This window comes from Embleya sp. NBC_00888, assembly GCF_045207655.1.
GTDB lineage: Bacteria > Actinomycetota > Actinomycetes > Streptomycetales > Streptomycetaceae > Embleya.
In genome coordinates, this window is the sequence record NZ_CP108785.1 from 549,231 (window position 1) to 562,926 (window position 13,696).

Sequence of the window (13,696 nt, forward strand, 5' to 3'; positions counted from 1 at the left end):
ATCCGGTTGGCTGTAGGTGATGTACCGCCGCTGACCGACCGCTCGAACGCGGGCTCCGGTCCCCGGCGGGGGACCGGAGCCACGCCCGCGGTGTCGGGCCGGCGGGGCCAGGTGTCGATCTGGGTGGCAACGGCATGGTGGCGTGGTCGAGTTCGACCACCCGCACCCCGGAATTCGCTGGGGTGTCGGGTGTCGAGCAGACGGCGTCGGCGGTGAGACCGCGGGCGCTCCCGGCGGTGTTCGACCTCGACGTCCCGACCGGTGATCGGCCCGGCGCCGTGGCGCACGCACGCGGTGGTGCGCCGGGATTCCGCGAGGCCCCGGAACCGGTCGCGGCCCAGGACGCGATGGTCGAGCGGGTGATGGGCCGTGCCTCCGCCGCAGGTTCAGTCGGTGGTGTCCCAGGACTTGAGGACCGCCGCGACGCTCACCGCGGTGGAGGACGCGCGGGTCAACTCGTCGGCGAGCGCGGTGACACCGGCCCGGCTGAGCTTGACCGACACACCGCACGCCGAGAGGTGGCCGTGCGCCACCGCGACGGCCACCCGCAGATTCGAGCGCTCCAGCCGGCGCATGCGGCCCAGGCTGTGCGCGAGCGCCGCGGCCTTGGCGTAGGGGCCGGGGTAGAAGTCCTGTCCGGCGATCACCGCCCGATGCCGCTCCACGGCCGCGACCGGCACCCCGTAGTCATCCGGGGCCGGATCGTCGCGCCCCGCGCGACGCGCCACCTCGAGGATCCACGCCAGATCCACACGCACACTCACGCGCAACACCACATACGGTCGGGCGGCCTGGGCGACCGGCGGACCTGTTACCGCGCTGCAGACCGCGAAGACCAGCTGAAGACGGCTTCCGCCGGGAAGCAGGCGGCGGAAGCGCCATTGGACGTCGTCGGCAGGGGTGTTCGCCACGTCGCTCATGAACCGCGTGCGCACCTCGCCCCATTCGCCGCGTACCCCGACTGGCAGCGCGTCGATGACGGCCAGGGCGCGAACACGGTCGCTTTCGGTCACGCCGTGCGGAAGTGGGCTGGTCGCGATGTCCTCGCTGATGATGCGCATGAGCGTCTGCCCGCGCGCCGACTGCGATCCGGCCGGTGCTTGCGGCAATGCCGGTATGGACCGTACGACCTTGTTCGGGCCGGCCCACTCGGCCGGGTGGTCGCCGCCGGGGGCATCCAGGTCCGAGGCGGCCAGGTCGTAGTAACGCAGCGCTTCGTGGCCGAGCGGCTCCGGCGGCATGCCGGCGACGCGGAACAGGTAGTCGACGACGGTCCGGGCCGAACGAACCTGATCGAAGAGGAAGTCCCAATCCCGCCTGATCAACGCCACCGACGGCAGACCGTCCGGGTGCACGTCGACCCGAGCGTCGTCCGGCAGTCGATCGTGCTCGACGACGATCACGGCGATCCACTCGAGTGCGTTGCCGTCGACCTCGACCTCGCGCCCCCGTTCGTGGTCGACGGTGGGGCGGTGGCTGCCGGGGCCGGTGCAGGGCGCAGGCCCAGCCCCGCGCCCGCCGGGGCCGTGTGGGGGCGGGGTCGGGGTCGGGGGCGAAGGCGGGCGTGGTCCGGCCCCCGCGACACCGATCGTGACGCGGGGGCCGTACGTGCGTGTCGGTCAGCCGTTCCTCGTGACCGGGCGGTCACCGGGAACGAAACGTTGCGGACGGCGGGGACGCACCCTACGAGTCGGTCATAGCGCGGCGCGGCGGCACGCCTCGTCCGCGATGGCCGGCGGGACGCCGGAGACGGTGGTCAGGGTGAGAGAACACAGTTGGAAGGCCAGGGGCAGTCCGGAGCCGCCCAACAAACAGGCGGCGTTGGTGTCCGTGGTGTTGTAGCCCAGGCCGGCGAGGTAGCTGACGCAGTCGGCCTGGGTGGCCTGAGCGGTGGGGGCCAGGGCGGTCAGGCCGCCCAGGGCCAGGGCCAGGGCGCCGGTGGCGGCGGCGATTCGATGGGAAAGACGCATGGTCACACCCGTTCTGGGTCGTGTGCGAACGGAACCGGAAACAAGGCGGGGCAGGGCCGGGTGGTCCCGGGCGCTCGGCCTCGCTGGCCACGGTAGGACTCGCCCCGCCCCCCGGGCAGAGGCGCGCGAGCACCGGCGGGCGTACGCCCGCACCCCACGAGGATCGACGCGGAGCGCCGACGCGCGCACCATGTCACGACAGGGCCCCGAGGGCGGTCGTCGGCCGTGAAACGTCCCGCAGCGGTCCCCCGAGCCGACGCGCAGCCTCTTCGACGACATCGACCGGTGACCGATCGCAATACACCCGTCGCATCCGACGACCTGCCCCGGCGCGCACAACACCGCCCGAAAACGTGCGGGCCTCGGTCGGAAGACGTGACCGAGGTTCCGTACGGCCGCGTGAGCAGCCTGCGCAGCACACCATGGGTGACGGTGTGAACCTGACGAAGCGCATCCACCTGGGCATCTCAATGACCGTTGACACCAGACAAAGTCGAGCAAGACACCAAAACCCAGGTCACGCAGCCAAGAGCCAAAGTCCCAGATTCCGCAAATCCAATGGTCGACACATGATCAATCGACAAGACCCTTCAAAACAGCCAGGACGGAGCAGGCGACAGCCGGGCCGAGCCCGGTGCTCTTTAAGCCGTGCTCGGCCGCCTCCTCACGCTTTCGCGCGCGTCGAGACCCCGCATCGCCAACGGCCGGCGTGTATCGATGACCTCGACGGCCCCCCGGCACGCGTCGCACAACGGCGCCGCCCCACAGGGGCGCGGCGCCGTCGATCGTCGAAGGGCGGTGAGCGTGGCCGCCTTGCGGCGGAAGGCACACCGTCTCGTGCTTCCTCGGCCCGGCCGGGCTCGTCCGGCGGTCGGTGAGTCTCGCCAGGGCGCCGGCGTCGCGCGGCCCGCCATTCATGGACGTGCGAGGGGTACAGGCGCTCACGACGCAGGATCGCGCCGCGGTCGGCGCCGTTCGGGTCGGTGACGGTCCGGGGCTTGTACTCCGGGGATTCCGGGGCTTGTACTCCGGGGAAAGGGTGCGGCGCTTCAACCTGGGAGCCGGGTCGCCCCACAGCCTCGGTCGGATTCGCGACGTTGGTAAGTGCCGCCTGCTTCGCTCCCCGCCCACCCAGCTCCCGGGTCACGATTCAACAGAGGATAATCTGAATCCACCCCTATTACCATACGCGGCCGGAAAGTGCCATAGTGCTCCGCTTTCGATTGACGAACCCAGGATATTCGACGGGAGGCTGCGCTGTCCTGGCGGCGAGTTTCTGCCGAAGACAGCGATTCCGGCCAAAACAAGCCAGGCCGGTTGCAGCCGCGATATTCCCGATCTATTTTTGCCCCACTGACAGCATTTGAATTCCATTCTGATTGGAGAAACAGGTGCGCCGTCGAATCGCGCAAGTAGGTCTCGCCATGGCCATGACTGCAGGTGGAGTCTTTGTCGGGTCGGGAACCGCGCACGCCGTGACGTATCCGTGCGCCGATGCCGCTGTCGATTTTGCCGCCGACAGTCACGTGGAGACCTGGTCGACGAATGGCGGCACCATCTACTGCGCGTACACCCGGCACACGGGAGGAAGTGTGGGAACGCCTTTCGGTACGGGAGTTCGCATCACCGACACAACTACCGGCCAAACCGACGTACAGTGGGGCACCTACTCGTATTACGCCGGGCCGGTCTATGTCCCGCGCATCTCCGGACACTGCTACCAGCTGATCGGCGCGGACGACCACACGGAAGCCTCCATAACGTGGTGCGCCGGCTAGTGACCGACGCGGCCTCCGCGGTTGGCAGCTCCCGCGGAGGCCGCATCAGCCCGCGCGTAATGTTCGAGACATCGGGTAAGAGCCCCGCCCCCGCCGGCACCCTCCGCTCCTACATGCAGGTCCGCGTCGGCCGCGCCCCGCGGACAAGCGCACCGTCGACCGCGACATCACTCCCCCGCACACCGACATGAACCTGGCATGGGCGCTGCACATGGCGCTGCCCGACGTCGTCCAGTCGTCCAGGACATGTTCGGGTTTCCTCGCAGGCAGCGTCCAGGTACGCGCGGGTGGCGGGTTCGGTGACCTTCGCGAGGTTGGCCGGGTCCGTCAGGGCGCGGGCGATCGCCTCGAGAGTCCTGCCGGTGCGCCAGGTCCAGTGCCGGCCCGACCCTATTGACGGATGCCTGGCCGGCACTGGACTCACCCCGACGACACCACGCCTACAAGCTCAGTGACTGCCGACCTCGATCACGTAGTCTCGCCGCGCTGTCGGCTGACCGGAGCTCTGGTACGCGGTGACCGTGAACCGCGCTGTTCTCGCGGTGGCCGGTGTCCCCACGATTCCGCCGGTATCGGCGTTGAGTACGAGCCCCGCGGGCAAGGCCCCCGAGGTCACCGCGTATCGCGTGGTCGCCGGCGTGTTGGTCTTCACGATCGCCTCGTACTGGGCTCCCTTGGTTGCCGCGGGCAGCGGTCCGGCGTCGAGCTCCGGGGTCGGAGCGAGGACGGCCTGGGGGGCGCCGACCGGCTTGCCGTCGGCGTCCAACTCCTGCAAAGCCCACCGCTTGCCCGGCTCGACCACGCTCAGGTGCCAGTTCGTCGTCAGGTCGAGGAACCGCGCCCGCTGCTCCGCGGTGAACGCGCCCAGGTTGCGTGCCGTCTCCCATTGCCCGATGGCCTCGAGCAGCCGCGTCGTGTTCTCCCCGCCCGACACGAGGCTGGAGACCGAACTCTGGAAACCTGTCCCGGCGTTCAGACCGGCGCCTCGAGCCAGCTTCCACTCCGTGGTGAGCAGACTGTCGGAGCCTTTGAGGCTGATCCAGCCGAGCATTCCGGGGAGGAAGTTCGCCTGGAGGTACTTGTTGTTGGCGAACACCTGCTCCATCGAGGTGCTGCCGACCTCACCCCAACTGGCGCGGGTCAGCGCGTCCCAGGTGTTCGAGGTCATCCGGCTGGTCTCGGAGATGAATCGATCCTTGGCATCGATTCGCCGGAACGTCCCGTTCACGAGGTGGGCCATGCCGTAAGCGCCCCAGCCGGACTGCGATGCCGACTCCAGGCCGTCCCACGACATACCGGTGATGCCGGTCTTGTTCCACGCGGTGGTCAGTCTGTCGCCGATCTCGTCGAGGACGGCATGGCCACCGATCGCGCCGCCGTAGCTATTGGCCACGGCTCGGGCGGCGCGGTCACCCGCAGTGTGCGAGACCGCGACCGATCCCCATCGCGCGCGCTGCACGCCGGTCAGCTTCCACTCGTTCCCGACCTGCTCGGCAGCTCCGTAGCTGACGAATTCGTCCCCGATGCGCACGTAGTTGTAGGACAGTCCCGCAGCGAGCAGCGTGCCGGAGTCGAGGTACACGGTGGTGTCGCCGGCCGTCAACGGACGGGTGAGCAAGGCGCTGCCCCCCGTCGCGAGCCGGTCGTCGGCGGGTGGCGTGAGGTAGTCGTCTCGGGGGAACCGGGCCCAGTCGTAGGGCTCGTCGCCGGTGCTGACGAAGTCCGACAGGGTGTGTACGCCGAGCTGTACACCGTTGGCCTTGGCGATGTCCACGGCTGCCGCGGCCCCGGCGTCGCTCCCGCCCAGGCTCGAGTCGAACTCGTAGTGGCCGCTCGACTCCCATGGGCCGTAGCTGCTGGTAAGTGAATAGATGCGGTCCATGCCGGCCGCCTTGGCGAATCGGGCCGCCGCCGGAATGTTGTCGGTCTGCAGGTCGCCGAGCACCAACCATGACTGGCTGCTCGCCTGGGATGCCTTCTGCCACTGGCCGTTCAGCCTTGGGTAGGGCAGTTTCTCGCCCGCCGCGATGTTGGACAGGATGGTCGGCGTCGCCTCGGGCGAGGCGCCGAAGAGTGCGATCTTGGAACCGTCGATCTCGCCGTCGCGGCCGGGCAGCGGCCCGACCGGGATCGGATAACCGTTCACCTTGCGGTGGCGTTCCTTGGTGTAGTCGAAGGTGAAGGCGCGCAGTACGGAACCCCAGGGGGTCACGCCTGCCGCGCTCCACTCCTCCAGGGAACCCACGCTCACGTGGTCCGGGTCGTGGTCAACCTCGCTCTCCCAGCCCATGTCCCGGTCCTCCTGCGGCCAGGCGCCTTCGGTACGGTCGGTCAGCGGACGGAGCCCGACGGCGAAATCGTCGTCGCGGACCACGCCCACCGATGTGCCGACCGTTTTGGAGATCGACGTGGCCAGTGGGCCCCAGAGCAGGGTCTGCACATCGTTGTCCTTCGGCGCGTCGATGGCGACCGCCTCGAACGTGGTGTAGCCGCGCCCGCTGACCAGCTTCACCTGGATCTTCCAATGTGCCGCCTTGTTCCGGAACGTGAGAATCCGGCCGCCGGGTCCGGAACGGTCGACCGTGGTCGGCCGTTGCTGCTTGCCGTCGACGACCAGGCTGACCAGAGGCGCCGCACGACCGGGGGCGATGTGGTCGACCCCGGTCCTGACGTCCTCCAGACCTACGACCGTCCCTGTCCTGTCGAGCTCCAGGTTCAGATAGCCGGCCTGGATCTCGATCGACGGAGTCGTTCCGTCAGGCCCTGCCTGCGCCGACTGTGCGCCGACCGCAGGCAGGATGCCGGCGGTCAGCATGGCGACTGCCAGGGCACCGGCCGTCCGCCGACGCCGTTCGGGTCTCCTCTGGGGGGACTGGGATCTGACCATGAGTGTTGAGAACCGCATGATGTTGCTCCTGTCATCTCTCGACGGAAACTGCGCTGCACCGGCCACTCGTGCCGGTCATCCCTTCGCGGCAGCCCCTGTCAGGCCACGAACGAAGTGCTTCTGGAAGGCGAGTTGGAAGGCTGGGACGGGCAGTGTGGTCAGCGACATGAACGCCAACACCGCCCCGAAGTCCTGCTGGTAGGGGCCGATGACTGGGCCCACTTGTAGAGATCGAGAGTGGTGTTGTACGGCGGTGGCAGGCCGGACGGGCGGCTGTAGCCGTTGAGGGCGACGAACAAGCCGTCGTACCGCGCCAGGCGAGCGGCTCGCCGCGGTCACGTGCGGAGCGCCGGTGCACCCGTCGGTCAGCCCTTCGTTGCTCCTCCGGTCAGGCCCTTGATGAAGTGCTTCTGCAGGGCGAGGTAGAACACGAGCACGGGGAGCGTCGCCAGGAACATCAGCGCGAAGACCGAGCCGAAATCGGTCTGGTACTGCCCGATGGAGCGGTACACACCGGTCGTCACGGTGGTGCCACGTCCGGGTCCGAGAATGACCAGCGGATTGATGAAGTCGTTCCAGATCCATACGCCCAGGAAGATCATGACGCTGGCGCTGGCGGGCCGCAGCAGAGGGAACACCACGCGCCAGAACACCTGGAAGCGGCCGGCGCCGTCGACCCGGGCGGCTTCCTCGAGTTCGATGGGGATGCTCCGGATGAAACCGATGAAGACGAACACACCGAAAGGCACGTAGTAGCCGACGTTGAAGAGCACGAGTCCCTGCACGGTGGCCATCAGGTGGGTGGCCTTGAGCACGTCGATCACCGGAATGAGAATCACCTGGGGCGGGATCATCAGTCCGGTCAGCAGGACCAGCGTCAGTGCCTTGGCCCAGGCACTCCTGCTGCGGGCCAGATAGTGCCCGAGCATGGCGGACAAGACGATGAGGATCACCACGGAAAGCGTCGTGACGAGAACGCTGTTGGCGAGGCTGACCCAGAACAGGTGGTCCGGCCGTGTCAGCACGGCCTTGAGGTTGGACAGGGTCGGCGGCCAGGGCAACGACGCCGGAGAGCCGGAGATCTTGCCGCTCTGCTTGAAGACGTTGGCCAGAACCAGGTACAGCGGCACGAAGAACAAGGCACTGACACTGAGCGCCACCACGGGGCGCAGCCAAGGGAGGCGGTCGTTCACAGGTCGATCTCCCTCGCGCGCAGGATCCGCAGGGCGATCGCCGTCGCGACGCAGACGATCGCCAGCATGACGACGGCCATCGCGGAGGCGTAGCCGACGTGGTTGGAGTCGAACCCGGTGGCCAGGACGTTGAACGCGATGGTCGCGGTGGTTCCGGCCCCCGGGCCGCCGTTGGTGATCACCTTGATGTAGTCGTAGGTCTTGAACGCCGAGATCAGCAGTACGACGGTGTTGACGGTCAGTGCGGGGGCGAGCAGTGGCCATGTCACCGCGCGGAATCGCGCGAAGGCACCCGCGCCGTCGATGGCGGCGGCCTCGTGCAGTTCGACCGGGACGCCCTGCAGCCCCGCCAGGTAGACCACGACGCAAAAGCCGAGCATCTGCCAGGAGATGATGGACGCCACCGAATACAGTGCGAGATCGGGATCGGACAACCAGCCCGGGGGATGCCGGACACCAAGCGCCCGAAGTGTCTGGTTGACCGGCCCGTCCGCGTCGAGCAGACGCGTCCAGATGACGCTGACGACCACCGAGCTGAGGATCATCGGCGTGAAGAACACGCTGCGCATCGCGTTGTAGAACCGGCCGCGCTTGTCCAGCAGGAGCGCGATCAGCAGCCCCAGGACGTTGGGGACGATCACCACGATGAGGGTGAGGATCACGGTGACCCGCAGCGCCGTCAGGAACTGCTGGTCGTGCAGCAGCATCCGGTAGTTGTCCAGGCCCACCCAACGACGCGGCGGATTGAACGGGTTGGCGTTGGTCAGGCTGTAGCCGATGCTGAGTGCGATCGGCGCCAGGACGAAGCAGGCGTACACCAGGATGCCGGGAGCGCCGAAGACCGCAAAGTGCGCAAGCCCCGACCGTACGGCTCCACGTCGGCGCCCGGCCGGCGCGGTGCGCCGGCGCGTGCGTGCGGGCACGGGGTCCCCCTCATGGAGGTCGGTGGCGGGCCTGCCGCTCGTCATCCGTATGTGCGAGGTCAATTCAGCTCGCCGCCTTGGCCCACTCGTCATCGAGGTACGCGGCCGCCTGTTCGGGCGTCTTCCGTCCCGTGATCAGATCCTGGGCGGCGGCGTCGACCTTGTCGGACATGCCCGGCAGCAGACCGTCGTCGGCGGTTTCCCAGCGGAAGGCGTTCACGACGGCGTGGTTCGAAACGGCCTGCTCGTAGAGGTCGTAGCCGGCCTTGTAGACGGCGCCGGTGTCGGCCGGCGGGGTGTAGCCCTTGATGGCCGGTATCAGGCCGTCGGCCTTCACCGAGGCGTCCAGCTGGGTCTTGTCGAGCTGGAAGGCGAGGGCGAAGCGCTTGGCGTCGTCGAGGTTCTTGGCCTTCGCACTGACGACGATGCCGCCGCCGGTGTACGCCGGGACGATCAACCGGCCGTCGGAGGTCGGGAGGTTGAAGACTCCGATGTCCTGGCGCTGCTTGGCGTCGGCACTGGCGGCGAACCAGTTGCCCATCGGGTACATCGCGCCCTTGCCGTCCAGGAACGCCTGCTCGGTTGCGGCGTAGTCGCGGGACACGTCCGACTTGGCGATGTAGCCCTTGGTCGCCAGGTCGGCGAACTTGGCCAGAGCCGCGGTGAAGGCCGGGTCCGAGAATTTCACCTTTCCGGCCCGGCGCTGGACCAGCCAGTCCGGCGTCTTGCCGTAGACGTCGACGCTGACGATCCCGGAGAGGATCATGGAGGAGGCGAACCCGTTCTTGCCGCCGCCGACCACGAACGGTGTGTCGCCCGCCGCCTTCAGTTTGGCGCAGTCGTCGAGGAGTTCGGTCCAGGTCTTCGGCGGCGAGGTGATCCCGGCGGCGGCGAACGTCTTCGTGTTGTAGTAGACCGGCGGGATGGTCTGGGTGTTGGCCGGCAACTGGTAGTACTTGCCCTTGATCGGGTTGACCGTCGGGAAGACGAAGTCGTTGAGCTCCGAGGGCGACCAGGCATGCAGGTAGCCGGCCTCGGCGAAGCCGGCCGGCGAGACGCCGACCATGACATCCGGGAACTGGCCGGATTGAAGCAACTGCTTGGCGTAGTCCGTGCGGCCGTCCGCGGTGGGCGCGACGAGCTTCTTCACCTTGATGTCCGGGTACTTGTCGGTGACGCGCTTGATCGCGGCGTCCCAGTAGGCCGACGTGAGGTTGGGCGTCTCGAACGTCAGGAAGCTGACCGTCTTGCCGTTTCCCGACGAACCGTCGCTCGGGGTGCTGACGGAACAGCCTGCTACCAGTGCCGAGCCGGCGACGAGTGCCGCGGCGGTGCCGAGCACGGATCGCCTTGTCATGGATCTCATGTGTGTGTCCTTCCGGGCGCCGGGATGGCGAGACGGGCGGGCGAGAAGACTGAACCCATGTCTGAACGCGCAGAACCGGAATGAACGCGCGTACATTTCGAATGTGGCGGTGACGTTACGCCGCCTGGTTTGGCGGCGTCAATGGTCTGGAATGCAGGAATGAGGAGGATTTCTACAACGGTCGGTCGCCGACTCAATGTCGGCTCAGGTAGTGTGAACGCGCGTTCATGAGACGATGAGCACGCGTTCGCGACCAGTCGTGGGTGACGGTCGGCGAGCCGACGACGAAAGGTGGACGATGGCCACGAGTGAAGAGGTGGCGCGCCTCGCGGGAGTCTCTCGCGCGACAGTGTCGCGCGTCCTCTCGGGCACGGCGAAGGTCAGCGAGTCAAGCCGCAGACGTGTCGAGGCCGCCGCGGCGAGCCTCGGCTACGAGCCGGATGTGGCGGCGCAAAGCCTTTCCGGGGCACGCTCGAAGACGATCGCGTTGGGCTTCTTCGCCAACGACGTATGGGCACTGTCCCAACTGACCCGGCCGCAGTACCACTTCCACCTCGACGTTCTGCGCCATGTCGAGGCATCGGCGGGGAAGGCCGGCTACGACCTGCTGTTGCCTTCCCGCCCGGCCGATACGGCCAGTGACAGCTATGTGCGGTCGCTGCGCTCACGACGGGTGGCGGGCACCATCATGGTTGCCTGCCCGCCGGACGACGTGCGGATCCAGGCCCTGATCGAGTCCGGGCTGCCGACCGTCTTCGTCGACGCGATCGGCACGGGCCCTCACGCGACGTTCGTCACCTCGGACAACGCCGATGGAGCGCGCCGGATCACCGAACACCTGCTGGATCTGGGTCATCGAAGGATCGCTCGCGTGACCGGCACCGAGACGGATCCCTCCGGCCACGACCGCCTGACCGGGATTCGCCAGGCGCTGGCGGCACGCGGCATCCCGGAGGAATCGGGGCTGGCACGGACGTCGGACTGGTCCACCGATGGCGCGTATCGCGAGATGCTCAATCTCCTTGCGGCGCGGCGGGACTTCACGGCCGTGATCGCCGAGAGCGACATGATGGCGATCGGCATCCTGCGAGCACTGCACGAGCACGGCCTGCGGGTACCCGAGGACGTGTCCGTGACCGGGTTCGACGACATCGACCTGTCCGCCTTCACCGTGCCGCCGCTGACCACCGTGCGGCAGGACGCGCAGGCCCTGGGGACCGGCGCCGTCAGCGCGCTCATGGAGGTCATGAAGGAGGCGACGCCGCCGCCGCTCGTCCTGCCCACCCGGGTCGTCGTCCGCCGCTCGACCGCGGCCCCGCGCTCGTGACGGCGATCGGGCGGCGCTCTCGAGTCGTCACACTGGCCGCCGGCGGCACAGCGCTCATCCTGGACGCGACCGGCCCCGCGGTTCCCCGCGTTCTGCACTGGGGGGCGGACCCGGGGACCGTGGACAACCCGGACGAACTGGTCCTGGGCAGCCTCCCGAGCCAACCGATCGCCTCCGTCGACACCCCCGTACTGCTGCGGCTCATACCGCAGCAGTCCGACGGCTGGGCGGGACGGCCCGGCATCGCGGGAGACCGGGACGGCCGCTTCCCGCATCTGCGGCTGGAGCTCGTCCGGCCGGCCGACGTCGAGTCCCACGGCGAGAGCGGCGGCAGCCTGCGGTTCGAGGCACAGGACGCCGAGGCGGAGGTGTCGGTTCGTACGGAGATGCGCATGGAGCGGTCCGGCGTCGTGCGGATACGGCACCGGGTGTTCAACGACGGACCGGGGGTGTACACGCTGGAATCCGTCGCCTGCATGCTTCCGACCGGAGACTGGGCGACCGAGGTCCTCGACTTCACCGGACGGTGGTCCGGTGAACGCATCCCGCAGCGCGGTCCGCTCCGGCACGGCATGACCGTGCGGGAGTCACGCCGAGGACGCACCGGCCACGACGCGACCGGACTGCTGATCGCCGGCGAAACCGGGTTCGGCTTCAACCACGGCGACGTCTGGGCGGTGCACGCCGGCTGGAGCGGAAACCACGTCCACTACACCGAACGGCTGCCCGAACACGGACCCGTCCTGGGCGCCGGAGAGCTGCTCTCCTCGGGCGAAATCCGCCTCGCGCCCGGAGAGTCCTATCAAAGCCCGTGGATCTACTTCGCCTGGTCCGGTGAAGGACTCGACGGACTCGCCGAGCGACTGCACGGGCGGCTGCGCGACCGACCGAACCATCCCCGCACACCACGGCCCGTCGTGCTCAACACCTGGGAAGCGGTGTACTTCGACCACCGGCTCGAAAAACTGTCCGAACTCGCCGAACGCGCGGCCCGTATCGGGGTGGAGCGATTCGTCCTGGACGACGGCTGGTTCACCGGGCGCCGCGACGACACCGCGGGACTGGGAGACTGGACGGTCGACCGGACCGTATGGCCCGAAGGGCTGCACCCGCTGGTGAAACGGGTGCGGGCACTGGACATGCAGGTCGGACTGTGGGTCGAACCCGAGATGGTGAACCCCGACTCCGACCTGGCCCGCGCCCACCCGGACTGGCTCTTGACCGCGCCCGGTCGCCCCGCCGTGCCACATCGCTCCCAGCAGGTGCTCGACCTGGCCAGGCCCGATGCCTACGCCCACGTCCTGGCCCACCTGGACGCCCTCGTCGGCGAATACGAACTCGACTACCTGAAGTGGGACCACAACCGCGATCTGCTGGAGGCCGTCCACGCGGGTTCCGCCGGCGCCCACGCCCAGACCCTGGCCGCCTATCGCCTCCTCGACGAACTCCGCTCCCGTCACCCCCGTCTGGAGATCGAGTCGTGCTCCTCCGGCGGCGCGCGTGTCGACTACGGCATCCTGGAGCGCACCGACCGGGTATGGGTCTCCGACACCCTGGACCCCTTGGAGAGGCAGGCGATCCAGCGCTGGACCGGGCTACTGGTGCCGCCCGAACTCCTCGGCTGCCACATCGGCGCAGCCGACGCCCACACCACAGGCCGCACCACCGCCCTGGGCCTGCGCCTGGCAACAGCCCTGTTCGGACACGCGGGCATCGAATGGGACCTCACCGCCTGCACCGACACCGAACTCGACCAACTGGCCGCGTGGGTCCGGCTGCACAAGCGGCTCAGGCCCCTGCTGCACACCGGCCGAACCGTCCACGCGGACCACCCCGACCCGAGCACCTGGCTCCACGGTGTCGTCTCGACCGACCGCCGGCACGCGGTGTACAGCCTGGTCCAGCTGACCAGCACAACCGACTCCGTACCCGCCCGCCTGCGATTCCCCGGGCTGGATCCGGAAACCCACTACACCGTCTCCGTCTGCCCGGAGATCGCAGTCCCCACCGGCTTTCCCCCACGCCCCGTCCCCTGGCTCACCCACGGATCGGTCCACCTGGCCGGATCGACCCTGGCCACCGTCGGACTGGCCGCACCACTGCTCGACCCCGCCCAGGCCGTGATCCTGGAGCTACGGGCCGCCGAGTGAGCCGCATGTCGACCGCAACGCCCCGGTGTCCGGGGGCAAAGACGCACGCTCCCCCGCCTCGGCCCCGGAATCGGCAACGCACGATCGAACGGGGAGTCGGGG

At 68.5% G+C, this 13,696-nt stretch carries 10 protein-coding genes; 3 read left to right on the plus strand and 7 right to left on the minus strand.

What is annotated here, in order from left to right:
• Positions 1-386: 386 nt before the first annotated feature.
• Both OG948_RS36590 and OG948_RS36595 read right to left on the minus strand, forming a co-directional pair.
• Positions 387-1,403, minus strand: a complete 1,017-nt coding sequence (locus tag OG948_RS36590; RefSeq protein ID WP_331769290.1) for a hypothetical protein — start codon at positions 1,401-1,403, stop codon at positions 387-389.
• 291 nt (positions 1,404-1,694) lie between these two features.
• A complete protein-coding gene (locus OG948_RS36595) occupies positions 1,695-1,970 on the minus strand; it encodes a hypothetical protein (protein WP_331769291.1) in 276 nt (91 codons plus the stop codon).
• Positions 1,971-3,394: 1,424 nt separating this feature from the next.
• Here OG948_RS36595 and OG948_RS36600 point away from each other — a divergent pair.
• A complete protein-coding gene (locus OG948_RS36600; RefSeq protein ID WP_331769292.1) occupies positions 3,395-3,748 on the plus strand; it encodes a hypothetical protein in 354 nt (117 codons plus the stop codon).
• Between the two features lie 448 nt (positions 3,749-4,196).
• Here OG948_RS36600 and OG948_RS36605 read toward each other — a convergent pair whose 3' ends face one another.
• From OG948_RS36605 to OG948_RS36625, 5 genes are all read right to left on the minus strand, one after another.
• The gene (locus OG948_RS36605; protein WP_406300464.1) at positions 4,197-6,653 is read right to left on the minus strand and encodes an Ig domain-containing protein; all 2,457 of its coding nucleotides are present in this window, start codon (positions 6,651-6,653) and stop codon (positions 4,197-4,199) included.
• Between the two features lie 57 nt (positions 6,654-6,710).
• Positions 6,711-6,857, minus strand: coding sequence for a hypothetical protein (locus OG948_RS36610; protein WP_406300465.1), 147 nt, complete (start codon positions 6,855-6,857; stop codon positions 6,711-6,713).
• 143 nt (positions 6,858-7,000) lie between these two features.
• Positions 7,001-7,828 (minus strand): carbohydrate ABC transporter permease, encoded by an 828-nt coding sequence (locus OG948_RS36615; RefSeq protein WP_331769293.1) that lies wholly within the window; start codon positions 7,826-7,828, stop codon positions 7,001-7,003.
• Positions 7,825-8,796, minus strand: a complete 972-nt coding sequence (locus OG948_RS36620) for a carbohydrate ABC transporter permease (RefSeq protein WP_406300466.1) — start codon at positions 8,794-8,796, stop codon at positions 7,825-7,827. Before OG948_RS36620 ends, OG948_RS36615 begins: the two co-directional genes overlap by 4 nt.
• Positions 8,797-8,815: 19 nt before the next feature.
• Positions 8,816-10,108 (minus strand): extracellular solute-binding protein, encoded by a 1,293-nt coding sequence (locus OG948_RS36625; RefSeq protein WP_331773414.1) that lies wholly within the window; start codon positions 10,106-10,108, stop codon positions 8,816-8,818.
• Between the two features lie 307 nt (positions 10,109-10,415).
• Here OG948_RS36625 and OG948_RS36630 point away from each other — a divergent pair, with 307 nt between their 5' ends.
• The gene (locus OG948_RS36630; protein WP_331769294.1) at positions 10,416-11,444 is read left to right on the plus strand and encodes a LacI family DNA-binding transcriptional regulator; all 1,029 of its coding nucleotides are present in this window, start codon (positions 10,416-10,418) and stop codon (positions 11,442-11,444) included.
• Positions 11,441-13,594, plus strand: coding sequence for an alpha-galactosidase (locus tag OG948_RS36635; protein WP_331769295.1), 2,154 nt, complete (start codon positions 11,441-11,443; stop codon positions 13,592-13,594). Before OG948_RS36630 ends, OG948_RS36635 begins: the two co-directional genes overlap by 4 nt.
• Positions 13,595-13,696: the final 102 nt, after the last annotated feature.